This window comes from Nocardiopsis sp. NPDC058789 (genome assembly GCF_042745575.1).
GTDB classification, from domain to species: Bacteria; Actinomycetota; Actinomycetes; order Streptosporangiales; family Streptosporangiaceae; genus Nocardiopsis; species Nocardiopsis eucommiae.
On the sequence record NZ_JBHYOW010000003.1, the window covers coordinates 296,294 to 321,739 of the forward strand.

The window sequence follows — 25,446 nt, forward strand, 5'->3', positions numbered from 1 at the left end:
GTCAGATCTCCTTGACGTGCTCGAACGGTTCGAGGCAGGACCGGCAGCGGTGCAACGACCTGCAGGAGGTCGCGCCGAACCGGGACAGTTCCTCGGTGTCGGCCGCGCCGCACAGCGGGCAGCGCGGGACGGTGCGGGTGGGCATCAGGGTGAGCGGGACCGGTCCCGCCCCCCTGCGGGGCGCCTCTCCGGGAGGCGAGATGCCGTGCTCGGTGAGTTTGCGCCTGCCCTCGTCGGTGATCCAGTCGGTGGTCCAGGCCGGGGAGAGCGCGGTGCGCACCTCCACCCGGTCGAACCCTGCGGCGCGGACGGCGCGGTCCACGTCGACCCGCATCTCCGTCAGAGCGGGGCACCCGGAGTAGGTGGGGGTGATCCACACGGCGGCGGTGCCGTCCTCCTGCACGGCGACCTCACGGAGGATGCCCAGGTCCGCGAGGGTGAGCATGGGAAGTTCGGGGTCGGTGACCGAGGCGGCCGCCTCCCACAGGCGCTCGCGGGTGGCTACCATGTCGCCTCCGGGTGCTCCCGGGCCACGCGCTGGAGCTCCTCCAGCAGCGGGGCGAGGTGTGCGGAGTGCTCTCCGTCGCGTCCGGCCACCGTCTGGCCGGGGAAGGGCTCGGGGGCGGGCAGCGTCGCGGCGGTCAGCACCCGGGTGACGACCTCGTGGACCTCGTCGCGGACGGAGGCCGGGTCGACGCCCACGCCCTGGGCGGCCAGCGCCGCTTCGAGGGGGTGGGTGGCGAACAGCTCACCGGTGAGCGGCCACACGTCCGCCACGGCGGTGCGCAGGCGTTCGTGGGAGTACGGGGTGCCGTCGCCCAGGCGCAGGGTCCACGCGACGGCGTACTCGCGGTGGTACGCCAGCTCGTTGACGCCCTTGGCGGCGATCGCGGCCAGCACCGGGTCGGCGCTGTCGGCGAGCCGGGTGAACACGGCCAGCCGCCAGGAGGAGAGCACGAGGAGGGTGGCGACGGCCCGGGCGAAGTCGCCGCGCGGGGCCTCGGTGAGGTGCACGTTGCGGAACTGCTCGGGGTCCCGGTGGTAGGCGAAGGCGTCCTCGTCGCGGCCGGAACCGTCGGCCTGACCGGCGCGGGCCAGCAGGAGGCGGGCCTGGCCGAGCAGATCGAGGGCGATGTTGGCCAGCGCGACCTCCTCCTCCAGTTCGGGGGCGTCGGTCACCCACTGGACCAGGCGCTGCGACTGGACGAGGGCGTCGTCGCCGAGCATCTGGCAGTAGACCGCCAGGTCCGCACCGTCGACCCCGGCGGGCAGGGTGGTGTCCACGCCCGCGAGCGCCTCGGTGAAGCCGGTGCCGAAGGCCCAGCGGGCGTCGCCGTCGTGCTCCTCGGTGAGTCCGGTGAAAATGTTCTCGCCACTCATGCCTGTTCCTTGAAGAATCGTGCCGACCGTCGTCCCCGTCGCCTAGATGTGCGGGACGTCCTCGGGGATGGGGTAGAAGGTCGGGTGGCGGTAGACCTTGTCGCCGCTGGGCTCGAAGTAGGGGTCCTTCTCGTCCGGGCTGGAGGCCGTGACGTCCTCCGCGAGCACCACCCAGATGCTCACGCCCTCGTTGCGGCGGGTGTAGAGGTTGCGGGCGTTGTGCAGCGCCATGGTCGCGTCGGGGGCGTGCAGCGATCCCACGTGCACGTGGTTGAGGCCGCGCTTGCCCCGGACGAAGACCTCGTAGAGGGGCCACTCGGGACGGGCCGGGGTGGCGTCGTCGTTCCTGCTCATACCGTGGCCTCCTGCTGCTTCCTGGCGTAGGCGGTGGCGGCCTCGCGGACCCACGCGCCCTTCTCGTGCGCGGCGCGCCTGCGGGAGACGCGTTCGGCGTTCTTGGGGCCGTCGCCCTTGATGACCTGCTTGAGCTCGTCCCAGTCGGGGGTACCGAAGTCGTGGTGGCCGCGTTCGGCGTTCCAGACCAGGTCGGGGTCGGGCAGGGTGACGCCGAGCCTCTCGGCCTGCGGGACGGTCATGTCGACGAACCGCTGGCGCAGGTCGTCGTTGGTGTCGATCTTGATGCCCCAGGTCATGGACTGCTGGGTGTTGGGCGACTCGGCGTCGGGCGGGCCGAACATCATCAGGGACGGCCACCACCAGCGGTCGACGGCGTCCTGGACCATCCGGCGCTGGCCCTCGGTGCCCTCCATCATGCGCATGAGGAGTTCGTAGCCCTGCCGCTGGTGGAAGGACTCCTCCTTGCAGATGCGCACCATGGCGCGGGCGTAGGGGCCGAAGGACGTCCGGCAGAGCGGGACCTGGTTGCAGATGGCGGCGCCGTCCACCAGCCAGCCGATGACGCCGACGTCGGCGTAGCTCAGCGAGGGGTAGTTGAAGATCGAGGAGTACTTCTGGCGGCCCTCGATGAGCCGCTCGGTGAGGTCGTCGCGGTCCACGCCGAGGGTCTCGGCGGCCGCGTACAGGTAGAGGCCGTGCCCGGCCTCGTCCTGGACCTTCGCCAGGAGGATCGCCTTGCGGCGCAGGCTGGGTGCGGAGGCGATCCAGTCGCCCTCCGGCTGCATGCCGATGATCTCGGAGTGCGCGTGCTGGGAGACCTGGCGGACGAGGGTCCTGCGGTAGGCCTCGGGCATCCAGTCGCGCGGCTCGACGCGTTGGTTGGCGGCGATCCGGGCGTCGAACTCCGCCTGAAGAGCCTCGTCGGCGCCGGGGGGCGCTTCCTGGGCCGTGGTCGGCATTGATCCCTCCCCATTCATAACCGAACGTTCGGTCAGTAATTAGTATCCCCGGACGCGGGGGCCCGACGCAAGTCCCCGGACCCCCGCGATCAGCCGAAGGGCGAGCGGGCCCGCTACTGCCCGGTGAAGGTGGGCTTCTGCTTGTTCAGGAAGGACGAGACCGCACCGACGTGGTCGGCTGTCACCCCGAGCTGGTTCTGGAGGTCGGCCTCCTCCTCCAGCAGCTCGGGCAGGTCACTCTGACCGTCGGCGGCCGAACGTACCTCGCGCTTGGCCGCGACGAACGCCGCCGTGGGCCCCGAGGCCAGTCCCGCGGCGACCTCACGGGCGCGCGCCTCCCAGTCCTCGTCGGCCACGACCTCGGTGACCAGGCCCAGCTCCAGGGCGCGCTCAGCACCGAACACCGTGCCCAGCAGCATCAGCTCCATCGCGCGCGCCTGGCCCAGCGACCGCACCAGCCGATACGCCAGGCCGGAGTCCGAAGCCAGGCCGATCCCGGTGAACGCGGTGCCGAACTTGGCCCGTCCGGCCGCCACGCGCACGTCCCCGGCGAGGGCGAACCCGAGGCCGGCGCCCACGCAGGCACCGCCGATCCCGACCACCACCGGCACCTGGACGCTCTCCAGGGCCAGCACGATCCTGTTGTAGTGCTCGCGCACCGTGGTCAGCGCCTGCCCCGGGGTCTCCTCCAGGATCCGCGCGTGCTCCGCCAGGTCCTGGCCCAGGCAGAACGCCCGGTCCGACCCCAGGAACAGCACCGCGCGGGCAGTGGTGGACTCCGCCGCCCGGGTCACCGCCTCCAGCAGTTCCTCCTTGGCCCTCCGGGTCAGCCCCGGACGGTTCAGCCTGACGGTGGCGACCCCGTCGACCTCGACGAACTCCGCGGCCCTGTCCTCGCTCACGCCTTGTCTCCCTTGTCCCAGAGGTGGAATCCCTCGCCGCTCTTGCGGCCGAGTCTGCCCTCGGCGACCTTACGGCGCAGGAGCTCCGGGGGCGAGAACCGGTCCCCCAGTTCGCTCGCCAGGTGCTCCGCGATGGCCAGGCGCACGTCGAGTCCGACCAGGTCGGTGAGCTTGAGCGGACCCATGGGGTGGCGGTAGCCCAGTTCCATGGCGGTGTCGATGTCGGCGGGCGAGGCCACACCCTCCTCGACCATGCGGATGGCCTCCAGACCCAGCATCACGCCGAGGCGGCTCGTGGCGAACCCGGGAGAGTCCCGGACCACGATCTCCGTCTTCCCGAGGGCACCGACCCAGCCGCGCACCGCCTCCAGGACGTCGGGGTCGGTCTCGGGCGCGGTCACGATCTCCACCAGCTTGGAGGCGGGGACGGGGTTGAAGAAGTGCGTGCCCAGGAACCGGCCGGGACGCTTCAGCGCGGCGGCCAGGTCGGTGACCGACAGCGAGCTGGTGTTGGAGGCCAGGACGGTGTCCTCGCCGACGGCGGCCTCCGCCGCGGTGAGCACCGCGATCTTCAGCGCCGGCTTCTCCGGGACGGCCTCGACGACCAGTCCGGTCCCGTCCGGGAGTTCCGAGGCGTCGGTGACCAGACCCAGGCGGGCCAGGTAGGCGGCGGGCTCGCCGTCGATCCTGCCCCGGTCGCGAGCCCGGTCCAGCCCGGCGGCGACCCGCCCGAGCCCGGCCTGGGCGGCCTCGGCGGTGGCCTCCAGCAGGACCACGTTCGCCCCGGCCGTGAGGAACTGCTGGACGATCCCGGCCCCCATGGTGCCGCCGCCGATGACGGCGACGGTGTCGGGGACGCCCTGCGGGGTGATCTCGCTCAACGCTTCTTCCTCTCCAGGAAACGGGTCATGCGGTCGTGCTTGTCTGCGCTCTCGAACAACACCGCCTGTGTGAGGTCGTCGGCCAGGGGGTGCACACCTTCGGCGTCCAGCACGAGCTTGGTCATCCGCAGCGCCGTGGCCGAGGAGGCGGCCATCCGGTCGATCACGGCGTGCGCGCGCTCGCGCAGCTCCTCGGAGGGCACGATCTCGGCGACCAGACCGTGGCGCAGCGCGGCCTCGGCGTCGAGGCGGAACCCGCCCAGCAGCACCTGCTTGGCCACCGACGCGCCCACGAGCTCCTTGAGACGCCAGCAGGCGCCCGCCCCCGCGATGATGCCCAGACCCGGCTCGGGCTGGGCGAACACGGCGGTGGGGGTCGCGACGCGGATGTCGCAGGCGTAGGAGAGTTCGGCGCCGCCGCCCAGGGCGAACCCGTCGACGGCCGCCACGGTGGGGGCCGGGAGCCGGTGCAGGCGCTCGAACAGGCGGCTGTTGATCCCCGCCAGGGCCTCCTCACGGCCGCGTTCGCGCAGTTCGGAGATGTCGGCCCCGCCGGCGAACACGGTGCCGTGACCGGTCAGGAGCAGGGGTCGGGGGTCGGCCTCGATCCGGGCGCACACCTCGTGCAGCTCCGCGATCATCCGCCCGTTGATGGCGTTGCGGGCCTCGGGGCGGTGCAGCTCGACCACCACGCGGTCCTCCCGCCAGTCGACGCGCAGGGTCTCGAAGTCCATGGTCGGGCCGTCCTCGTTCGGGGTCGTGGCGTCGGCCCGTTCGGAGCCGGACGGGTCGGGGGCGGAGGTCACGGGCGCTCCACCAGCAGTGCGGTGCCCTGTCCCACGCCCACGCACAGGGTGGCCAGGCCGCGCCCGACGTCCTCGCGCTCCATGCGGTTCATCAGGGTGACCACCAGACGGGCACCGGAGGAGCCCAACGGGTGGCCCAGAGCGATCGCCCCACCGTCCGCGTTCACCCGGGACTCGTCCAGGCCGAGCTGGCGCACGACACCGAGCGACTGGGCGGCGAAGGCCTCGTTGAGTTCGACCGCGCCGACCTCGTCGAGCGACCATCCGGCCCGGTCCAGGACCTTGCGGGTGGCCGGCACCGGACCGAGCCCCATGACCTGCGGATCCACCCCGGCAGAGGCGGAGGCGACGACGCGGGCGCGCGGGGTCAGGCCGTACCGGCGCACGGCGTCGGCACTGGCCAGGACGAGTGCGGAGGCGCCGTCCGCGAGCGAGGAGGAGTTGCCCGCGGTGACGATCCCGCCCTTGCGGAAGACCGGTCGGAGCGTGGCCAGGCTCTCCATGGTGGAGCCCGGGCGCGGCCCCTCGTCCTCGGTGACCTCGTGGGTGCGTCCCTTGCGGTCGTGGACCGTGACGGGGACGATCTCGTTCCGGAACCGGCCCGCCTCGGTGGCGGCCACGGCCCGCTGGTGGCTGCGCAGGGCGAAGGCGTCGCTCTCCTCGCGGGTGATCCCCTCCAGGGTGGCGACCTCCTCGGCGGTCTCCCCCATCGACAGCGTGTAGCGCAGTTCGTCGGGGGCGGCGTCCGGGGACACCTCGGCGTCGGCAGCGGCGAAGCGCGGATTGGTGAAGCGCCAGCCCAGGGACGTGTCCGCGACCTCGCCCGGTTTCGCCCACGGGGTGCCGGGCTTGGCCATCACCCAGGGGGCGCGGGTCATGGACTCCACGCCTCCGGCGACCACGAGGTCGGCCTCGCCCGCCCTGATCGCCTGCGCGGCCGAGGCGACGGCGGTGAGCCCGCTGGCGCACAGCCGGTTGACCGTGTAGCCGGGGACCGTGGAGGGCAGCCCGGCCAGCAGGGCCGCCATCCGGGCGACGTTGCGGTTGTCCTCACCGGCCTGGTTGGCCGCGCCGAGGATGACCTCGTCCACGTCCTCTCCGGGGACCCCGGCGCGTCGGACCGCCTCGGCCACCACCCGGGCGGCGAGGTCGTCGGGGCGGACGGCCGCGAGGGCGCCCCCGTACCGCCCCTGGGGGGTGCGCACCCCGTCGACCACGTAGACGTCGCTCACGAACGGCCTCCCTTGTCGATGGCGGTGGCCTGTGCCACCGTCCTGTGTGAAGTCTTCAACACGTCTCCTTGACACGGCCACGCGGAGACTGAGTAAATGCATTAGTAACCGAACGTTCGGTCAGTAAGCAAGTCGGCTCCTCCACGGACCGGCGAAGACCCACCTCAGCGCGGTTGGACCGCCGGAAAGTGCGCCGCGGCATCGCACGGCGGCGCCGCTCCGTGTCCGGGGACGACGCGTCCGTCCCCGGTCCGGCGGAAACCCCGTGCACAGTACCCGGAGAGGCCCATGGCAAGCCAGGACACCACCACGCATTCGGCCGGTACCGCCCTCCGGAGGCGCCTCGGACGGGCCCCCGAGCCCGGTTCCCTGGACGCGGCCGAGCGCATGAGTGTCGACGAGCTGCGCTCCCTCCAGTTCGAGCGCCTGCGCTGGACCCTGGAACACGCCTACACGAACGTGCCCCTGTACCGGCGCAGGTTCGACGAGGCCGGGGTGCGCCCCGAGGACCTCAGGTCACTGGAGGACATCGCCCTCTTCCCGCACACCACCAAGGCCGATCTGCGCGACAACTACCCGTTCGGGATGTTCGCGGTCCCCCAGGGCCAGGTCAGCCGCATCCACGCCTCCAGCGGCACCACCGGAAAGCCCACCGTGGTCGGCTACACGCGCGAGGACATCGACACCTGGGCCACCGTGGTGGCGCGCTCGATCCGCGCCTCCGGCGGGCGCCCCGGGCACAAGGTGCACGTCTCCTACGGCTACGGCCTGTTCACCGGCGGCCTCGGCGCCCACTACGGAGCGGAGAAGCTGGGCTGCACCGTCATCCCCGCCTCCGGAGGCCAGACCGCCAAGCAGGTCCAGCTCATCCAGGACTTCCGGCCCGAGATCATCATGGTCACCCCGAGCTACATGCTGACCCTGCTGGACGAGTTCGAGCGGCAGGGCATCGACCCGCGCACGACCTCGCTCAAGGTGGGGATCTTCGGCGCGGAACCGTGGACCGAGCGGATGCGCCTGGAGATCGAGGAGCGCTTCGACATCAACGCCGTGGACATCTACGGCCTCTCCGAGGTGATGGGCCCGGGTGTGGCCAACGAGTGCGTGGAGTCCAAGGACGGCCTGCACGTGTGGGAGGACCACTTCCTCCCCGAGGTGCTGGACCCCGTCACCCAGGACGCGCTCCCGGACGGGGAGAACGGTGAGCTCGTCTTCACCTCGCTGACCAAGCAAGCCATGCCGGTCATCCGCTACCGCACCCGCGACCTCACGACCCTGCGCCCGGGCACCGCCCGTCCGATGCGCCGCATGGACAAGATCACCGGCCGCAGCGACGACATGATCATCCTGCGCGGGGTCAACGTCTTCCCGACACAGATCGAGGAGATCGTCCTGGGCCTGGACGGTCTCGCCCCGCACTTCCAGCTGGTGCTCACCAAGGAGGGCCGCCTGGACCGCATGTCCGTGCGCGTGGAGGCGGCCCCGGACTGCACCACCGACCGCCGCACCGTCCTGAGCAGGGAGATCACCGGGATGATCAAGGACCGCGTGGGTGTGAGCGTCACCGTGGACGTGGTCGACCCCGAGCAGATCGAGCGTTCGGTGGGCAAGTTCCGCCGCATCGTCGACCAGCGCCCGAAGGAGTAGGCCTCCCCCGCACCGGCCCCGCGCCCCCCACGGTCGCGGGGCCCCGGCACGTCCGCGACGCGCGCCGCCCGACTACGAGGTGGCGGCGGAGCGGTAGTCCCGGGGGCTGGTGCCCAGCAGGCGCGCGAAGGCCGCCGAGAACGCCGCCGGGCTGTCGTAGCCCAGATCCGAGGCGACCCGCGCGACCGCCTCACCCCGCGCCAACGGGGGCAGGGACCGCAGGACGCAGGCCCGCTGCCGCCACCGCGCGAACCCCATCCCGGTCTCCGCCCGGAACAGCCGGTTCACCGTGCGCTCACTCACGTGCAGGCGTCGCGCCCAGCGGGCGAGCGGATCGTGAACACGCGGCTCCTCCAGGAACTCCTCGCACAGGGCGCGCAGCTCCTCGTGGCGCGGCAGGGGCAGGTCCAGCGGCAGGGGCACCAGCCCCCGGAGTTCGTGGAGGAGGAGTTCCACCAGGGCCGCGTCCCGGCCGTGGCGATCGTGGAGGGGGTCGATGTCCACCGCCGCCAACAGCAGCTCGCGCAGCAGCGCGGACACCTCCACCACCTGGCACCGGGCGGGGAACCACGGCACGACGGCCGGTTCCACGTACAGGCTGCGGGTGCTCACCCCCTCCATCGTCACCTCGTGGTCGGTTCCGGCGGGCACGAGGACCGCCCGCTGCGGCGGCACGGTCCACGCGCCGTCGTCGGTCACCACCCGCATGACCCCGGTGGCGCCGTAGAGGAACTGGGCCCGGCGGTGCCGGTGCCTGGCCAGCACGAACCCGGGCGGGTAGTCGGTGCCGATGGCCAGCACCGACCGGTCGACGTGGTCCACTTCGGAGACGGGGACGTTGCGCACGGACACCGACGCTACCCTGTCCGTTGCGCGATCGTTCCTGTCCCTTCGTCGAATGCACGCCAAGCCACCGTCTCCCTACCGTGGTGCGGGTGCTCTCCTCGATCCTCGTCCTCCTGGCCCTGGGCTGCCTGACCGGCGTCACCACGGTCGTGTTCGGCTTCGGCGGCGGCTTCGTGACCGTTCCGGTCGTGTACGCCGTCACCCTGGCCCGCGCCGACCCGGGCGTGGACGCCATGGCGGTGGCCGTGGCCACCTCCACCGCGGTCATGGTCGTCAACTCCCTGGTCGCCACCTGGGCCCAGCACCGCGCCGGACGCCTGCGCCGCGCACACCTGTGGCCCCTGGCCGCCCCCATCGGGGTGGGCTCCGCCGTGGGAGCGCTGGTGGCCACGGCGGCGGGCGGCACGGTCCAGCACGCCCTGTTCGCGGTCTACCTGGCGGTGACCATCCTCGACAGTCTGCTGCGCCGGGGCTTCCTCACCCCGCCGTCGGGGACCCCAGCCCGCGTGCCGCGCCCCGGAACGACCCGGGCGGTGGGGCTGGGCATCGGCGCCGTCACCGGCTTCCTGGGGGTGGGCGGCAGCGTCATGACCGTGCCCCTGCTGCGTCGGCGCGGTCTCCCCATGGGTGAGGCCACCGCCATGGCCAACCCGCTCACCGTGCCGGTCGCACTGGCCGGGACCCTCGTCTACGCGCTGTGGGGGACCGGCGGCGCCGGTTCCGGGCAGGGACACCTGGGCTCGGTGGACCTGGTGGCCGGAGCACTGCTCCTCGCCGGTTCCCTGCCCACCATCGCCGTGGTCCGCCGCCACGTGGGGCGGATCCCCGACCGGGCGCACGCCGTGTCCTACGTGAGCCTGCTGGCGGTGGTGCTGGTCGTGTTCCTGGTGCTGTGAGCACGGGGTGACGAGGGTCCGCGCGGGGCACGGGTGCGTCAGCCGTTCCCGGCCCTGACGCGGGGAACCGCCCTCCCACCCAGGTACAGGTACTCCTCCCCCGTCTCCAGCGCGTGGATCCGCACCGGCACCCAGGTGCGCCGTCCCTCGGGGCGGAACACGAACTGTCCCTCCGTGCCCCCGGCGGGCAGGAGCGGCCACTCCTCGACCGGATCGGGATCCACACCCGGCAGCGGAGCCCGGTCGATCACCCTCAGGGTGCGCCGCTCCCCCTCACCCAGGATCTCCAGTCGTTGGGCGGTGCTCTCGTAGACGGCCGACACCGGCGCCTCGTCTGCCACGGGTCGGGACCCCGGGTCCGGTGCGGGGTCGGGCCCCAGCGGCGTCGGCACCCGGACGTCCGTGAGCTCGCGGAACACCTCTCCGTACAGCTCCTGGTAGAGGTCGCGTGTGCGGCCGCCGTTGGTCAGGAGCACCACCGCGAACCCGGCGTCGGGAAGCAGGCGGAGGAACGCCGACTGGCCGACGGTGTTGCCGTCGTGCCCCAGCACCAGGCGCCCGTCCCAGCCGAAGCGGATCCAGCCCAGCCCCCAGGAGTCCCCCAGGGTGTGGGGGTCGGGCAGGGTCACCTCGTGGTCGCCCATCGCCCGGGCCGAGGCCTCGGAGAGCACCCGGTCGCCCTCGGCGCCGAGGCCGCGACGCAGGTGGGCGGCGGCGAAGCGCAGCACGTCCCCGGCGTTGGCCAGGACGGTCCCGGCGGGCCCCATCGACCGGGGGATCCCCCACACCGGCGCCGTCTCGGGTTCGGGCAGACCCTCCACGTGACCGACCGCCGCCCCGTGGAGCAGGGCCTCCTCCGGCAGGGTGCAGGCGCGGGTCATCCCGAGGGGCGCGAAGAGCCGCTCGCGCACCGCCCGGTCCCAGACGAGGCCGGTGAGCCGTTCGACGATCCGGCCCAGCACCACGTATCCCGCGTTGCAGTAGGAGAAGGCGGCGCCCACGGGGTGCACCGGCTCCGTGTCGGCCAGCAGGGCGACGTAGCGCTCCAGCGCGTCGTCGCCGCGCCCGGTGTCGGTGAAGACGTCCCCGTCGATCCCGCTCGTGTGGTTGAGCAGGTGCCGCACGGTCACTCGCCGGGCCGGGTCGGGCAGCCGTAGTTCGGGCAGCAGCTCCGCCACGGGTGTGTCCGGCGTGAGCAGGCCCTCGTCCACGAGCCCCATGACGACGGTGGCGGTCCACACCTTGGTGACGGATCCGATCTGGAAGACGGAGCCGGTGTCCACCGCGTGCCCGGTCGCGGCGTTGAGGACCCCGTGGGCGACCTCGACCGCCTCGTCGGCGGCAGCGTCGGCGCCGATCCGCAGGAGGCCGAGCTGGGCCCCGGGGACGCCGTGGCGTTCGCTGAGGACCGCCAACCGCGCACGCCAGTGCTCGGGGTCGATCGGTGCGCGCGGCTGGTCGGCCACGGGTGTCCTCCGGTTGCGATCGGGGTGGATCGGTCAGGCCTTGCGGGCCACACCGCCGTACTCGGCGACCGGTCGGAGCGTGCCCACCTCGGTCGGGCCCGGCCGCCACAGCGAGCAGGACACCAGGCCCGGCTCCAGCAGTTCCAGGCCGTCGAAGAGCCCCTCGATCTCCGCCGCCGTGCGGATGGTGATCTTGGGCGTGCCCTTCTCGTTCCACGCGGCGGCCACCTGGTGGGCGCGTTCGTGGTCGATGTCGTCGGTGGGGTGCGAGACCACCAGGTAGCTGCCGGGGGCGAGCGCGCCCAGCAGCCGGTCCAGGATCGAGCGCACCTCGGCGTCGTCGGCCACGAAGTTGACCACGCCGAGCAGCAGCAGGGCCACCGGCTGGTCGAGGTCGAGGGTCTTGCCCGCCGTGGCCAGGATGGAGTCCGGGTCGCGCAGGTCGGCGTCGACGTAGTCGGTCACGCCCTGGTCGGAGCCGGTGAGCAGGGCCCGGGCGTGGGTGAGCACCAGCGGGTCGTTGTCCACGTAGACCACGCGGGAGTCGGGCGCCACCGACTGCGCCACCTCGTGGGTGTTGTTGTGGGTGGGCAGGCCCGTTCCCACGTCCAGGAACTGCCGGATCCCCTCCTCACGGGCCAGGTGGGTGACGGCACGGACGAGGAAGGCGCGGTCAGCGATCGCGTTGTCGACGATCTCGGGGAAGAACGAGCGAATCTGTTCGCCCATCTCCCGGTCAACGGGGTAGTTGTCCTTCCCGCCCAACCAGTAGTTCCAGATCCTGGCGTTGTGGGGGACGGTGGTGTCGATCCTGGCTTCGGTGTTCTCGGGGGGCACGGGTCCTGCTCTCCACTGCCGGGCCCGGCCGGTGCCGGGCGGGGTACGGGACCAGCTAAACGGAAGCACGGTGCGCCGGGCAAGAACCTTAGGTCCTGGTTTGGTGTGAAATCGGTGTTTTGTTGTCTCCGGTACGCCCGTGAGCCCTCTGATGGGGCTCGTGCCACGCCGGAGGCGACCGAAAACGGCTCGTGGCTCCCACCACCGCCCCGATAGGTTGCGCAGCACGATCCACCGCACCGGGAGGACCAGGTGAAGCACTCCACCGAGGAGTTCGCCCGCATCGCCGCACAGGGCACCGTCCTGCGCTGCCAGATCGGCTCCGTCGTCCACGGCCTCCATCTGGAGGGCCAGAACGACCGCGACGAGATGGGCATCTGTGTCGAGCCGCCCGAGTACGTCATCGGACTCCGCGACTTCGAGCAGTTCATCCTTCGCGACCAGGGCGAACACGGACGCTCGGGCCCCGGCGACCTGGACCTCACCGTCTACTCGCTGCGCAAGTGGACCCGCCTGGCGCTGGAGGGCAACCCCACCGTCCTGCTGCCGCTCTTCGTCCCCGAGGACGAGTTCGTCACCCTCACGCCCGTCGGCCGTGACCTGCGCGCCAACGCCCACCGCTTGCTGTCCCGCCGCGCCGGTGAGCGCTTCCTCGGCTACCTGCGCGCCCAACGCGACCGCTTGGCGGGCATCCGGGGCGGCCGTCACACCAACCGCCCGGAACTGGTCGCGAGGCACGGCTTCGACACCAAGTACGCCTACCACATGGTCCGGCTGGGCCTCCAGGGCGTGGAACTGATGGAGTCCGGCGACATCACCCTGCCCATGCCCGAACCCGACCGGAGCTGGCTGCTGGCTCTGCGCCGGGGCGAGCACACCCGCGACGAGGCCCTGGAACGGGCCGGGGAACTGGAGAGCCGCCTGGAGGACCTGTGCCGGACCTCGCACCTGCCCGCGACACCCGACACCGACTGGGCCGACCGCTGGCTGGTCCGGACCTACCAGCGGTTCTGGAACGAGAGCTGAACCACGCTGGTCAGAGCGGGCACCCGACGCGGCGTCCCCGCGACGGAGAGATAGGGTGATCCATCGAAGAGGTAACATGCCGCGCCCGAGACTCCGGGTGTCCCGGTGTGCCGGGCGCCGGGGAAGAACGGCCCACGGTGCCCGGGGGACGACACAGTGAAGGAAACACCATGATCGGAACCATCGCGTTCGTGCTCATGATCGTCAGCCTGTCCATGATGATCATCTCCGGTCTCATCGCGACCCTGGTGAAGACCCGCTAGGGCGGGCTCGGAGGGTGCCGCCCGTCGCGAGCGGTGGACGGGGGCCGCTCCGCGGGCGCCCGTCGAGGTGGTGAAGGGCGGGCGGCACCGGTACCGGTTCGGCGGGTGCGCCCTGAGGGCGCCCGTCACCCGCCCCTCCGCCGACGGCGTGGGGCAAGGGGGGATGTCAACGGAGCCGCCGCGTGACAGGGTGAGGGCGGCCCGTTACCGGGTCCACACCCCCGCTCACGAAGGACCCCCATGCTCACCCTCCCCTCCGCCGCCACGGCGCTCCCCCGACGTACCGGGCCGGTTCTGACGGCCCTCCTCCTCGCCGGTTCGCTCCTGTCCGCTCTCTCCCCCGCGGCCCCTGCCGCCGCCGAGGAGAACCCGTCGGCGGCGCGCACCGCGTGGATGGACGAGATCCCCGACGGCACCAGCCTGGCCGCGCTGTCCATCCCCGGCACGCACGACACCGGTGCCTGGACCGGCTCCGTGTTCTCGCGCACGCAGGACCTCACCCTCTCCGAACAGCTCGGTTCCGGAGTGCGCTTCCTCGACGTGCGCACCCGCCACTACCGGGACGCCTTCCCCATCCACCACGGCGTCGAGTACCTGAACCTGAACTTCACCGACGTGGTCACCGACATCGGCGCCTTCCTCGACGCGAACCCCTCCGAGACCGTGCTCATGCGGATGAAGAAGGAGCACACCGAGGAGGAGAACACCCGGAGCTACGAGGAGACGCTGAACCACTACATCGAGGAGGACCCGGACACCCGGGACATCCTGACCGAACGCCTGTGGGTGCCGGAACAGGGCGCGGACCGGGTCCCCGACCTCGGTGAGGTCCGGGGGCGCATCGTCATCGTGCAGGACTTCTCCGCGTCCCGGGACTACGGCGTGCACTGGAACGGCGCGTCCCTGGACATCCAGGACGACTACCGGGTCCCCACCCTCTTCGACGTCCCCGCCAAGTGGGAGAAGGCCCGCGACCACTTCGAGCGGACCGCCACCGGCGCCGACGACGTCCTGTACGTCAACCACCTCAGCGGCAGCGGCGCCCCCTGGGCCAACCCGCGCGAGGTCGCGTGGGGCGCGCTGGGCATCCGGGGTGTCAACCCCCGCGCGGTGGACCACCTGCGTCCGGTGGCGGCTCCCCGCACGGGCGTGGTGGTCATGGACTTCCCCAGCCAGGAGCTGACCGACCTGGTCATCGCGCACAACGCCGGCTGAGCCGTTCGCGCGCCCGGGCCGGTGCGGACCACCCGTTCGGCCCCGGCCCGGGCGTGGTCCGTTCTCCCCACCGATGGGCGGACCGGCTCCCCGACAGCCGGGACCTCAGGTCGTTCGGGCGGCGATGGGGTGGTAGGCGCGCTCCAGGCCCCCGAGGACGTCCGTGACCACGGCCCCCAGGCTGTTGCGGATGTGCGAGCGCACCAGGGCGGCGGCGGCCGTGCCGTCACCGGCGACGACGAGTTCCAGGATCCTGTGGTGTTGCTGGAGGTCGAGGGTGCGCGGCTCAGCGCCAGCGGGCAGTTCCAGGCCGATCCGCCGGTACCGGTCGGCCTTGTCCCACAGGTCGTCCAGCTGTCTGACCATCACGTTGTTGTGGGAGGCGGCGTAGATCGCCCGATGGAAGGCCCGGTGCGCCGTGATGGCGTCCTCACCCCAGGTACGGGTGACCGGCAGGAGTTCGTCGGCCGCCGCCCGCATCGCGGCGATCTCGCTCTCCGTCCTGCGCAGGGCGGCGAGCTCCGTGGCCGACGGTTCCAGTGAGAAGCGGACCTCCAGCAGTTCGCGCGCCTCGGCGGCGCTCATGGGCGCCACACGCACGTCTCGGTGGGCGTCCATCACGACCCACTCCTCACTGACCAGTCGCCTGATCGCCTCGCGCAGCGGGGTGATGCTCATCCCGAGCTCCTCAGCCAGTGCGTACTGCGACAGGCGCGACCCCGGGGCGAGCTCTCCGGAGGTGATCCGGCGACGCAGTTCGGTATAGGCCAGCCCGCCCTTGCTGGAGAAGGCGCTCTCGCTGGTCATCGTGACCTCTCTCACAGAATGTCCACTCACGGGCTTGTGACCCGCGTCTCATGCAGCCTAGACTCCGCCTCGTACTTATAAGGGAGTTATAAGACCTGCGACAGAAGGAGGTCCATGAGAATCGTCTCCGCCCATGTCGGCACCATTCCCATCAGCTCGTCGATGCGCAACGCGTACATCGACTTCAGCAGGATGGACTGCACGATCCTGGCCCTGGTCAGTGACGTGGTGGTCGACGGCAAGCCCCTGGTGGGCTACGGCTTCAACTCCAACGGGCGCTACAACGCCACGGCCATCCTGAACGAACGGGTGCTGCCACGGTTGCGGAACGCCGCGCCGGACGAACTACTGGACGAGCACGGTGCGCTCTCCCCCTCCCGAGCGTGGGAGGTCATGATGCGCAACGAGAAGCCCGGTGGACACGGAGAACGCTCCGTCGCCGTCGGCGTGGCGGACATGGCGCTGCACGACCTCGCCGCCAAGGCGGCGGGCGTGCCGCTCTACCGGTGGATCTCCGACCACCACGGGGACGGCGACCCTGACGAGGACGTCTTCGTCTACGCCGCCGGCGGCTACTACGCCCCCGGCAAGACCCTGGGTGACCTCCAGGACGAGATGCGCGGATTCCTCGACGCCGGATACGAGATCGTCAAGATGAAGATCGGCGGCGCCGATCTGGCCGAGGACCTCAGGCGCATCGAGGCGGTCATCGACGTCCTGGGCGGCGACGGGTCCCGCCTGATGGTGGACGTGAACGGCAAGTTCGACCTGCGGACCGCGCTGGACTACGGCCGGGCCATCGACCAGTACGGCCTGTTCTGGTACGAGGAGGTCGGCGACCCGCTGGACTACGGCCTGAACGCCACCCTGTCGGAGCACTACCGCCACCCCATCGCGACCGGAGAGAACCTGTTCTCGTTGCAGGACGCCCGGAACCTGATCCGCTACGGGGGTATGCGCCCGGACCGGGACTTCATCCAGGTCGACCCGGCGCTGAGCTACGGACTGACCGAGTACCGCCGCGTCCTGGACATGCTCGCCCTGCACGGCTGGTCCTCCCGCCGGTGCGTCCCGCACGGCGGCCACCAGTTCTCGCTGCACATCGCCTCCGCCCTCAAGCTCGGCGGCAACGAGTCCTACCCCGGGGAGTTCCAGCCCACGGGCGGCTTCACCGACGACGCCGTGATCACCAGAGGCCGTGTGGCCCCGGGCGACCTCCCGGGCATCGGACTGGAGGGCAAGGCCCGGTTCCACGAGGTCCTCCGGGGCCTGCACGACTGACTCTCCGACCGACGGGCGCTCACGTCCCCTGCGCCGTCCCCGTCAACGTCCGGCCGCGTCGAGGCGACGTGCCGGGGCCCGGTCACCCGCACGACCGACGCTCCCCCGAACTCCCGAACGACCTGTGGCGGGTCGAGCCGAGACCAGAGAAGGTGCAGCCATGGCACTCTCCCATCCGCGTTCCCTGTGGGGAAGCCTGTGGGATTCACACCGGCAGATCAAGGAACTCCTGACGTTCTCCTGGCGCGGCGCGCCCCGACGGACGGAGCTGGTGGCGTCCACCGCGGGCGGGGGCGGGGACAGCGGACCCGCTGAGGCCGTGGGTGGAGCCGAGGCCTCGGAGTCGGCCGAGGAGCCCGACGGCTCCGACCCCGGATACACGCCCGCCCGGATCGTCGGCCTGGTCCTCGGGCCGCTGCTGTTCGTGCTGACGCTGCTGTTCTTCCACCCCGAGGGGCTCTCCCCGGAGGGCCGGGCGGTCCTCGCCACGACCCTCTGGGTCGCGACCTGGTGGATCACCGAGGCGATCCCCATCCCGGTCACGTCCCTGCTCCCCATCGTGCTCCTGCCGCTGTCCGGGGCGCTGGACGGGGACGCCGTGGTCTCGGCCTACGGCAACGACATCATCTTCCTCTTCCTGGGCGGGTTCTCCATCGCGATCGCCATGGAGAAGTGGAACCTCCACCAACGCATCGCCCTCACGATCGTCTCGGCCATCGGCACGAGTCCGCGCCGCATCGTCCTCGGCTTCATGGTCGCGACGGGGTTCCTGTCGATGTGGGTCTCCAACACGGCAGCCACGATGATGATGATCCCGGTCGGACTGGCGGTCGCGTACCAGGCCGCCCGCACCCTGCGGGGCGGGGAGTTCGCCGACGACCTGCCGAAGTTCGAGAAGTCCATGGTCTTCGGCATCGGCTACGCGGCCACCATCGGCGGCCTCGGGACGCTGATCGGCACCCCGCCGCTCGCCATCCTCGCCGCGACCTCCAACGAGCTCTTCGGACAGAGCATCTCGTTCGGTGGCTGGATGCTGTTCGGCGTTCCGATCGCCGTCGCCCTCCTCGCCTTCACCTGGTTCTACCTGACCGGCGTCAAGTTCAGGGTCCGGTTCAGGCACCTCCCCGGGGGCAAGGAGATCATCCGGGAGGAGCGGAGGTCCCTCGGCAGGACGTCCACCGAGGAGAGGGTCGTGTTCGCCGTCTTCCTCGCGGCGGCGTTCCTGTGGGTGACCCGCACCTTCCTCTGGGAGGACCTCCTCCCGGGGATCAGCGACGGTGTGATCGCCATCGCCGCCACGGTGGCCCTGTTCACGCTGCCGACCAGCGGCGGCAGGGACAAGAGGATCCTCCAGTGGGAGGACTCGAAGAGGATCCCCTGGGGCATCCTCCTCCTGTTCGGCGGCGGCCTGGCCATCGCCGCCGGGTTCGTCGAGACCGGCCTCTCCTCGTGGATAGGTGAGCAGTTGCGCGCCCTGGACGGGATCAGCATCGTGCTGATCATCGTCATCGCCACCGCTCTCGTGCTGTTCCTCACGGAGATCACCTCGAACGCCGCGACGGCGACGATGATCCTCCCGGTCATGGCCGCCTTCGCGGTCTCGCTGAACATTCACCCGTACGCGCTGATGGTCCCCTGCGCGATGGCCGCGAACTGCGCGTTCATGCTCCCGGTGGGCACACCGCCGAACGCGATCATGTTCGGCACGGGGAAACTGACGATCATGGAGATGGTGAAGGCCGGTTTCTGGCTGAACTGGGTCGCCCTCGCCCTCATCGTCGGGGGCACCCTCTACGTCCTGCCGTGGCTGTGGGGTATCGACCTGATGACCCTGCCTCCCGCTTTCCAGTGACCCAGCGTGAGGCCCGTCTCCCGGGCCGCCCGCGACCGGACCCGTGGAAGCCCGGGGTGTCCGTGAACCGGTGATCGGGCCCGGGAGACTGACCGCCACGTGGAGTCCACCGGTCTCCGAGGCCCCCGCGTACCACCGACCGTCGGCCTTCCGGGCGTGCTCGACCGCCCGGAAGGCCGGCGCCGCGAGGCACCGTCCCGCGAGCGCGTCACGCCGCCGCACCAGGCGATGGCGGTCACGAGCACGTCCCACACGTCGGCACATCCGTACGTGCGGGCCGCCCCTCAGGCGCCTCCACGAGGCCGACCGAGGGCACGGCTCCGCTGGGCGCCGGTGCGGATCACCCGTCCACCGCGTTCCGCACCGGCGGTCACGCGGGTCCAGGGTACGGACTCCCTCCCTGTTCCCGTGCGCGAATTCGGCAAGATTCTCGTGTGGATCACGTGAGCCGAAGCGGCACCTTTATGTCGTAGATTTCCCGTTTGCGCACCTCGTTCACCTGGAGTTCGGGATCTCCGTCGGTGACCAGTGAATATTTCCGGCCTATCGGACACGAATTCTCGTTCGGGTGATCCCGCCGCACCGCTTTCCCTAGGCTCGCTCCGAAATACCCCTTCTGACGAAGCCCCCCTTCCGCCTAGGAGCGTCATGCCCCCGACACCGGAGACCGTCCTGCCGCGCAACCCCTACCGGAACCTGGTTTTGCTGGCCCTGGCCACGCTCTCCGGGCACGGTGACTCTCCCGGCCTGTGGGAGGACGCGCACCGACTGGTGACCGGGGCGCTGCCCCGGGGCCGCCGCCACCCGCGCCCCCACGAGTACGCGAGGACCCGCCGCCGGGTGCTGCGCAGATCGCTCCGCCCCCGGAGCTGGCACCCCCGTGGCCGGGCCGGGCTGCGCGTCTCCCCCTGGGACGGGGCGGGTGGTGAGGCACGCGCACTGGACGCGCTCGACGGGCTGGACGCGCCCGCCCGCGCCGCCTACACCCTGATGCGGCTGGAATCCCTGGAGGCGCGGGCCGCCGCCGACCTTCTCCGGTCCGTCGGGGTCCGGGACGCGGCCGCCGCCGTGGAACGGGCCCGGCGGGCACCGTCCACCCCTCCCCTGCCCGACCCCACGGTGGTGCGGGTGAGCGGCAGGGGGTCGTGGCTGCAGCGGCGCGGACTGGTGGCGACGACCGTCGCCCTGGCACTGGGGGTGGCCGCCGCCCTGGGTCTCACCACCGCCGACCCCGGTGGTGGGACGAGCCCCGCCGTTCTCGCGGGCGCGCCCCGCCTCTCCCCCGCCACCGCCCCGGACACCTGGCGGGAGAGCTTCCGGCTGGACCTGAACGCCTGGCACCCCCGGGGCGGCGCCGTGGAGGACGACGCGCTCCTCCGTCGCGCGCTGACGGCCTGGTCCGAACAGGAGTCCGAAGAACGGGGGCTGCCTCCCGGCGCGCCCCGGGTGCTGTTCGCGGGCACCGTGGCCGACCGTGAGGTCGTCCTGCTGCACGACGGCCCGCGGGTCGCGCGCTACACACGAGGGGACGGAGCGGGAACGGAGGTGGTCGAGGTCTTCCCGGAACCCCCGAACGGTGTGGCCAACTGGCCCGCCCTGCGGCTCGCCGACACCGACGAGGGCACCCACTACCTGCTCCCCCCGTGGGTGACGGAGGCCGCCACCGCCCCGCTCGGGCATCCCGACGCCGACTGGTCCGAGGTGCGCCTCCAGCACGGGGTGACGGAGGCCCTGCCCACCGGCGGGTACTGCGGCGTCGGCCCGGTGCTGCGCCTGCGCGCCCCCGAGGTGGCGCACGGCGAGCCGTACTCGGCCATCGACCTGGGCGGTCCGGACACCGCCCACCTGGGGTACATGCCGCCCCCGCCCTCGGAGATCAGGCGACTCGGCCCGCACGAGGTGCTGGACGCGGAGCGCGGCTTCGACCTGTGGGGAGAACTGGCCTGCGCCGGTGGGACACCGGAGGAGCCGGTGCGGACGGTGACCGCGTGGGAGTTCGCGGTCCAGGAGCTGCCCGGAGGCGGCGAGGGCCGCTGGACCTGCGTGCGCTTCGGGGCACACGACGGCGGCGGGCTGGCCCGCGCGGTGCTGGTCACACGGACCGACGAGGGCACCCGAACCGTGGTCGCCGGTGAACGCGACGGCGGCTGGTCCTGCAGCAACCTCGACCGCCAGGTGGCGGCGGGCACATGGTGGCAGGACGACGGGAGCCGGTGGCACTACCTGGCCGCCGCCTCCCGCGAGGCCGCATCGCTCACGGTGGCGGGCGGCGCGGAGGGCGCGGCCGACGACGGTGAGGGCGTGCTCGCGGTGAGCGGTCCGCGCTCGGAGGAGCCGCCGGGCGGGGAGGTCGATCTGACGGCCCTCGACGCGCACGGTGAGGAGATGACCGTCCTGTCGCGCTGAGGCAGAACGCCCGCCCTACCCGGATTCGCCCGGGATCAACGGGCCGGAGGTCACCTCCCGTGCCCGTGACCGCTTCCGGCCATACTCACATGCGTATGCACGTGCAACTGCACCGTCGGTGATATCACTGGGTACAGAGTCCCCCATTCCGGACGGGAGCCAGGGGGTGGCGAACCGGGTGTTCCAGGTCGGGTTCGCTTTGCCACGAACCTCCCGAGATCCCACGGCGCCGCGGTCTCGGAACCGGAGCGGATCCGCTTTCGGCCACGCGCCGTAGTTAGGGTGAACGCATGTCGATTTGGGCGCGGGGAGATCGTACGGGGCGAGTCGGGGAGGCCCTCCTGATGCTGGAGGGGCAGGGCATCATCGACGGGCTGGAGTTCCTGCCCGCCGAGGAGAAGCCCTACCGTGTGCGCGTCCCCGCCGGGATCGTGCACATGGACGAGGACGAGGCCTCCATGTTCGCGTTCGGGGCGGTCGTCGGGTCCTTCGGCAAACTGGCCCGGCAACCGGCCTGACGCCGCTACCTACGGCCGATCGTGCGCAGGATCGCGTCGAGCAGGAGGTCCCGGACCATCGTCCGGTGTTCCGGGGTGTGCGGCACGGTGAGTTCGTTGTTGAGGGTGGACAGGCACAGCCCCACCGTCATCTCGGCGAGCGGCAGTGCCGGGCGTCCGTCCCTGGGCAGTTCCTCCACGAAGCGGCCCACCTCGATCGCCTCGCGGACCGCCTCGATCCAGGGTCCGATCCGCTCGCGCCACCACCGGCGCTGCTCCCCCGGCTCCGCGCCCAGGCCCGAGGCGGCGGCGAGCAGCGCGCCCGACTCCACCCACAGCTCCGTCCAGGCGTCCACCAGACGGCCCAGGTATCCGTCGATGGACTCCATGCGGCCGAAGGTGAGGTCCACCTGGGAGGCGAAGGCGGTCAACCGCACGTCCACGGCGGCCTGGAGCACCTGGTTCTTGTGGTTGTAGTAGCGGTAGACGGTGGACCGGTCGATGTCGACGCCCTCGGTGATCTCCTTGTAGGTGATCTGACTGAAGGGCTTGGTCCGCAGCAGCTCCACCAGACTGTTCTGCAACTGGAGCATGCGCTGCGCGGCCCGGAGGCTCCCGCTGGTCCCGGAACTCGCGTCCTGCGGCGCCGTCATGTGAGATCCGTCCGTCATGAGCCCCCGCGGCCCTCGTGTGCCAACGCCCTCCAGCTTGCCCCAGATCGGGACGTATGCCAACACGCCGTTGGTCCCCCAGGGAAGCCTGTGGGTCGCCCCCGCTACCCTCTGCGGGCCCGGTGCCCGGCCAGGTAGTCCCGGTACCAGTGGTAGCTGTCCTTGGGGTGCCGCTCCAGGCTCTCGTAGTCCACGCGCACCAGTCCGAACCTGCGCTCGTACCCGTAGGCCCACTCGAAGTTGTCCAGCAGCGACCACACGAAGTAGCCCCGGACGTCCACCCCGGCCTCGATCGCGCGCCCCAGGGCCGCCAGATGGTCGCGCAGGTAGGCGACGCGCTCCGTGTCGTGGACCCGGCCGTCGTCGTCCGGGCGGTCCGGTTCGGCCGAACCGTTCTCGGTGATGAGGAGGGGCGGGAGACCCGGGTAGCGGCGGTTGAGGTCCACGAGGAGCTCCTCGAAGGTGTCCGGCACGACCGGCCATCCCATGGTGGTGCGCCGCCACGGGCCGGTGAACTCCACCTGTTCGGCACCGACGTCCACGGCGGTGCGCAGGGCCGGGTCCGGTTCGGTGTGCGGGGCGTCGCGGAACATGAGGGGCCGGTAGAAGTTGACACCGAGGAAGTCCAGGGGACGGCCGATGATCTCCAGGTCACCCTCCCTGCGGTGGGTGGCGTCGGCCAACGGCCCCCAGACCTCGCGTTCGTTGTCCGGATAGGCGCCGGTGAAGAGGGGGTCGAACCAGGTCCGGTTGTGCGGGGTACGGACGCGTTCGACCGCGGCACGGTCCGCCTCGGAGTCCGTCGCGGGGACCAGGTGGTCGGGGTTGAGGGTGATGCCGACTTCCCCGGCCCCGGCGTCCCGGAGTTCGCCCACGGCCAGCCCGTGGGCGAGGAGCAGGTGGTGGGCGGCGGCGAGGGCGCCGACGCCCTCCCTGGTGCCGGGGGCGTGGCGGCCGACCGCGTGTCCCACGAAGGCGCTGCAGAAGGGCTCGTTGAGGGTGATCCAGCGGTTGACCCGGTCGCCCAGGTGGTCGGCGACGATCCTCGCGTACTCGGAGAAGCGGTGCGCGGTGTCGCGGACCCGCCACCCACCCTCGTCCTCCAGTGCCTGGGGCAGGTCCCAGTGGTAGAGGGTGAGGGCCGGTTCCACGCCCGCGTCGAGGAGGGAGTCGACCAGGCGGTCGTAGAAGGCCAGGCCCCTGGCGTTGGGGCCGCCCCGTCCGTCGGGCTGGACGCGGGGCCAGGAGACGGAGAACCGGTACAGGTCGACGCCGAGCCCGGCGATGAGGGCGACGTCCTCCTCGTAGCGGTGGTAGTGGTCGCAGGCGACGTCGCCGGTCTCCCCGCGGGCCACCCGGCCGGGCGTGCGGCAGTAGGTGTCCCAGATGGACGGTCCGCGGCCGTCCTCGGCGGCGGCGCCCTCGACCTGGTAGGCGGCGGTGGCGGTACCGAACAGGAGGTGCGCGGGGAGTCGCGGTGCGAGCATGGGGACCCTTCTCTTTGGGAGCGCTCCCATACTGACGGTCGAACCGGCCCCTGGCAACCCCCGAACCAGAACGGGTCCGGACCCGTCACACTCCTGGGTGCGCCCCGGCGACCGCCGGAACGCAGGGAAAGGGACGGTATGAGCCACACCGACTACTCGCGCATCCTCCTGTCCAGGGACGGTTCCCAGGACCGGAGGATCCGCGAGCTCCAGGAGGACCTGAGCGTCGCCCACGCGCGGATGGACCGCGAGCGCAGCCGCATGCGGTCCGAACTGGGGCGGGTCAGGGGCACGCTGGAGCAGCGGCTCGACCGGGTGTCGGCCACCCTGGACGCGTTCATCGAGCTCAGCGACGTCCGTGCCACCCTCGCGATGTACGACGCTGCCGCCATGGCCCGTCACCGCACCCTCCAGATGCTGGACGGGACCCCCCTTCCCGGCCTGGACCTCACCGACGTCCCCGGGTACTGGCTGGTCCCGGCCGCACGGGGCCTGCACTCCCTCCTGCGGGACGACCTCCCCCGGGCCCGCATGCACTTCGACGAGGCCGCGAGCGTCGACCCGCCGCGTGCCCGCACCTTCGCGGCGCTGGTCGGCGCGCTCACCCGCGCGGAGCACGCCCGCGCCCTCGGCGAGGGCGTCTCCGCGGACCTGCTGCCCCGGCTTCCCGACCCCGACTCCGAGGTGACCCGCGGCCAGCGCGCCCTGTGGATCCTCACCGCCGACGGCTCCTTCGGGGACGACGCCCGCGAACACCTCCTGCTGTCCACGCTGCGCGGCTGGTCGGTCGAGGAGGTGAGGAGCTCGCTGGTCGTGGAGTGGTCCGTCACCGGCCCGGCCACCCAGGGCCGTGGCGCCCGAGCCTCCCGGAGCGGGGGCTCCACGAACGCCACGCCACGGCGTGAGGCCGCCTCGGCACTGGCTCGCCTGCACGAGCGGATCAGCCGGATCACCGCGCTGGGAGGTGAGGACTCCACCGTCGACGCGCTCAGCCCGGACCAGGCCAGTTCCGACTTCCTCCGGGACTCCCTGCGACTGCTCGTGGAGGAGGGCAGCCCGGAGGAGGCGCCCCTGCTGGCCGAGGCCAACCGCCTGCGCGCCGTGATCGAGAACAGCGGCCGGGAAGGGGTCCTCCCGGCGTGGGGGGACGAGGTCGGCACCGTGGGCTCACTCCTCCAGCGGGACCTGACCCGGGAGGACGCGCCCCCGCACCGCCGCACGTTCTCGCTGGTCCTCCTACGCTCCGGCGTCCTGGAGGCCGCCGAGGGGCTGGCGAACCAGGCCGGCGGCGCACTCTCCGAGGAGACGGAGGTGAGACTGCACGGGGTCGCGGTTCGCGTCACGTCCTCCGGAGCCGACCGCCAGCAGGTCGAGGAGGCACGTCGGCGGCTGCGTCAGCGCACCGTCCCCGACGGCGGGCACCGGAGGCTCCTCTGGGGCGCAGCGGCCACCACCGGAGCCCTGCTGTTGCTGTCCCTGCTCTCGGGGAACGGCTTCCTGTGGGCGCTGACAGCGGTCGGCGCGGCCGTCGCCGGATACGCCTTCCTCGTGTCCCGACGGGAGGCGGAGGAAGCCGAGACCGTCCTCCGGCACCAGAGCCGCACGTTGGACCGGCAGGTCGACACGGCGGTGGACGACTGGCGCCGGACCCGGGCGGAGGCCGAGGAGCACGCGGTGACGGCCCGGCGCGACCTGGAGGCGATCCGTTCCCTGCTCGACCCGTGAACCGGCG

At 71.9% G+C, this 25,446-nt stretch carries 23 protein-coding genes; 9 read left to right on the forward strand and 14 right to left on the reverse strand.

Annotation, left to right across the window (positions count from 1 at the left end; genetic code table 11):
* Nucleotide 1: 1 nt before the first annotated feature.
* From paaD to ACFW3L_RS05550, 8 genes are all read right to left on the reverse strand, one after another.
* Nucleotides 2-508: a 1,2-phenylacetyl-CoA epoxidase subunit PaaD gene (paaD, locus tag ACFW3L_RS05515; protein ID WP_378736688.1), complete on the reverse strand. Its 507-nt coding sequence runs from the start codon at nucleotides 506-508 to the stop codon at nucleotides 2-4.
* Nucleotides 502-1,380 (reverse strand): 1,2-phenylacetyl-CoA epoxidase subunit PaaC, encoded by an 879-nt coding sequence (paaC, locus tag ACFW3L_RS05520; protein WP_378736690.1) that lies wholly within the window; start codon nucleotides 1,378-1,380, stop codon nucleotides 502-504. The genes paaD and paaC overlap by 7 nt, the downstream gene beginning before the upstream one ends.
* 42 nt (nucleotides 1,381-1,422) lie before the next feature.
* Complete coding sequence (paaB, locus tag ACFW3L_RS05525; RefSeq protein WP_049568999.1) at nucleotides 1,423-1,734, reverse strand: 1,2-phenylacetyl-CoA epoxidase subunit PaaB; 312 nt, start codon at nucleotides 1,732-1,734, stop codon at nucleotides 1,423-1,425.
* Nucleotides 1,731-2,696 (reverse strand): 1,2-phenylacetyl-CoA epoxidase subunit PaaA, encoded by a 966-nt coding sequence (gene paaA, locus ACFW3L_RS05530; RefSeq protein WP_378736693.1) that lies wholly within the window; start codon nucleotides 2,694-2,696, stop codon nucleotides 1,731-1,733. Before paaA ends, paaB begins: the two co-directional genes overlap by 4 nt.
* Before the next feature lie 113 nt (nucleotides 2,697-2,809).
* Complete coding sequence (locus ACFW3L_RS05535) at nucleotides 2,810-3,598, reverse strand: enoyl-CoA hydratase/isomerase family protein (RefSeq protein WP_378736695.1); 789 nt, start codon at nucleotides 3,596-3,598, stop codon at nucleotides 2,810-2,812.
* Complete coding sequence (locus ACFW3L_RS05540; protein ID WP_378736697.1) at nucleotides 3,595-4,479, reverse strand: 3-hydroxyacyl-CoA dehydrogenase family protein; 885 nt, start codon at nucleotides 4,477-4,479, stop codon at nucleotides 3,595-3,597. Before ACFW3L_RS05540 ends, ACFW3L_RS05535 begins: the two co-directional genes overlap by 4 nt.
* The gene (locus ACFW3L_RS05545; RefSeq protein ID WP_378736953.1) at nucleotides 4,476-5,213 is read right to left on the reverse strand and encodes an enoyl-CoA hydratase/isomerase family protein; all 738 of its coding nucleotides are present in this window, start codon (nucleotides 5,211-5,213) and stop codon (nucleotides 4,476-4,478) included. Before ACFW3L_RS05545 ends, ACFW3L_RS05540 begins: the two co-directional genes overlap by 4 nt.
* Before the next feature lie 68 nt (nucleotides 5,214-5,281).
* Nucleotides 5,282-6,517 carry a thiolase family protein gene (locus ACFW3L_RS05550; RefSeq protein ID WP_378736699.1) on the reverse strand — a complete coding sequence of 412 codons (1,236 nt, stop codon included), beginning with the start codon at nucleotides 6,515-6,517 and terminating at the stop codon, nucleotides 5,282-5,284.
* Between the two features lie 288 nt (nucleotides 6,518-6,805).
* Between ACFW3L_RS05550 and paaK the strand changes: the two genes are divergently transcribed.
* Nucleotides 6,806-8,164, forward strand: coding sequence for a phenylacetate--CoA ligase PaaK (gene paaK, locus ACFW3L_RS05555; protein WP_378736701.1), 1,359 nt, complete (start codon nucleotides 6,806-6,808; stop codon nucleotides 8,162-8,164).
* A 72-nt stretch (nucleotides 8,165-8,236) separates the two neighbouring features.
* Here paaK and ACFW3L_RS05560 read toward each other — a convergent pair whose 3' ends face one another.
* Entirely contained in the window at nucleotides 8,237-9,010 is a 774-nt protein-coding gene (locus tag ACFW3L_RS05560; RefSeq protein ID WP_378736703.1) for an AraC family transcriptional regulator, read from the reverse strand.
* Between the two features lie 89 nt (nucleotides 9,011-9,099).
* On the opposite strand from ACFW3L_RS05560, the gene ACFW3L_RS05565 reads away from it, so the two are divergent.
* Complete coding sequence (locus tag ACFW3L_RS05565; protein ID WP_378736705.1) at nucleotides 9,100-9,906, forward strand: sulfite exporter TauE/SafE family protein; 807 nt, start codon at nucleotides 9,100-9,102, stop codon at nucleotides 9,904-9,906.
* Between the two features lie 38 nt (nucleotides 9,907-9,944).
* On the opposite strand, the gene ACFW3L_RS05570 is transcribed toward ACFW3L_RS05565, so the two are convergent.
* Together ACFW3L_RS05570 and ACFW3L_RS05575 are read right to left on the reverse strand one after the other, a co-directional pair.
* Entirely contained in the window at nucleotides 9,945-11,372 is a 1,428-nt protein-coding gene (locus tag ACFW3L_RS05570; RefSeq protein WP_378736707.1) for a serine hydrolase domain-containing protein, read from the reverse strand.
* A 33-nt stretch (nucleotides 11,373-11,405) separates the two neighbouring features.
* A complete protein-coding gene (locus tag ACFW3L_RS05575) occupies nucleotides 11,406-12,209 on the reverse strand; it encodes an SAM-dependent methyltransferase (RefSeq protein ID WP_378736709.1) in 804 nt (267 codons plus the stop codon).
* Nucleotides 12,210-12,461: 252 nt separating this feature from the next.
* Between ACFW3L_RS05575 and ACFW3L_RS05580 the strand changes: the two genes are divergently transcribed.
* Nucleotides 12,462-13,235: a DNA polymerase beta superfamily protein gene (locus tag ACFW3L_RS05580; protein WP_378736711.1), complete on the forward strand. Its 774-nt coding sequence runs from the start codon at nucleotides 12,462-12,464 to the stop codon at nucleotides 13,233-13,235.
* Between the two features lie 503 nt (nucleotides 13,236-13,738).
* Nucleotides 13,739-14,713, forward strand: a complete 975-nt coding sequence (locus tag ACFW3L_RS05585; protein ID WP_378736713.1) for a phosphatidylinositol-specific phospholipase C — start codon at nucleotides 13,739-13,741, stop codon at nucleotides 14,711-14,713.
* Nucleotides 14,714-14,818: 105 nt separating this feature from the next.
* Here the strand turns inward: ACFW3L_RS05585 and ACFW3L_RS05590 are convergent, their stop codons facing one another.
* Nucleotides 14,819-15,520: a GntR family transcriptional regulator gene (locus tag ACFW3L_RS05590; RefSeq protein WP_378736715.1), complete on the reverse strand. Its 702-nt coding sequence runs from the start codon at nucleotides 15,518-15,520 to the stop codon at nucleotides 14,819-14,821.
* 114 nt (nucleotides 15,521-15,634) lie between these two features.
* On the opposite strand from ACFW3L_RS05590, the gene ACFW3L_RS05595 reads away from it, so the two are divergent.
* The 4 genes from ACFW3L_RS05595 to ACFW3L_RS05610 all read left to right on the forward strand — a co-directional run bounded on the left by ACFW3L_RS05595 (nucleotide 15,635) and on the right by ACFW3L_RS05610 (nucleotide 21,577).
* Nucleotides 15,635-16,801 (forward strand): enolase C-terminal domain-like protein, encoded by a 1,167-nt coding sequence (locus tag ACFW3L_RS05595; protein WP_378736717.1) that lies wholly within the window; start codon nucleotides 15,635-15,637, stop codon nucleotides 16,799-16,801.
* Between the two features lie 160 nt (nucleotides 16,802-16,961).
* Entirely contained in the window at nucleotides 16,962-18,653 is a 1,692-nt protein-coding gene (locus ACFW3L_RS05600) for an SLC13 family permease (RefSeq protein WP_378736719.1), read from the forward strand.
* Between the two features lie 648 nt (nucleotides 18,654-19,301).
* On the forward strand, nucleotides 19,302-21,059 hold the full coding sequence (locus tag ACFW3L_RS05605; protein WP_378736721.1) for a hypothetical protein: 1,758 nt from the start codon (nucleotides 19,302-19,304) through the stop codon (nucleotides 21,057-21,059).
* A 344-nt stretch (nucleotides 21,060-21,403) separates the two neighbouring features.
* Nucleotides 21,404-21,577, forward strand: coding sequence for a hypothetical protein (locus tag ACFW3L_RS05610; RefSeq protein ID WP_352388623.1), 174 nt, complete (start codon nucleotides 21,404-21,406; stop codon nucleotides 21,575-21,577).
* Nucleotides 21,578-21,582: 5 nt separating this feature from the next.
* Here the strand turns inward: ACFW3L_RS05610 and ACFW3L_RS05615 are convergent, their stop codons facing one another.
* Both ACFW3L_RS05615 and ACFW3L_RS05620 read right to left on the reverse strand, forming a co-directional pair.
* On the reverse strand, nucleotides 21,583-22,149 hold the full coding sequence (locus ACFW3L_RS05615; RefSeq protein WP_378736955.1) for a TetR/AcrR family transcriptional regulator: 567 nt from the start codon (nucleotides 22,147-22,149) through the stop codon (nucleotides 21,583-21,585).
* 182 nt (nucleotides 22,150-22,331) lie between these two features.
* A complete protein-coding gene (locus tag ACFW3L_RS05620) occupies nucleotides 22,332-23,714 on the reverse strand; it encodes a GH1 family beta-glucosidase (protein ID WP_378736724.1) in 1,383 nt (460 codons plus the stop codon).
* Nucleotides 23,715-23,852: 138 nt separating this feature from the next.
* Between ACFW3L_RS05620 and ACFW3L_RS05625 the strand changes: the two genes are divergently transcribed.
* A complete protein-coding gene (locus tag ACFW3L_RS05625; protein WP_378736726.1) occupies nucleotides 23,853-25,439 on the forward strand; it encodes a hypothetical protein in 1,587 nt (528 codons plus the stop codon).
* Nucleotides 25,440-25,446: the final 7 nt, after the last annotated feature.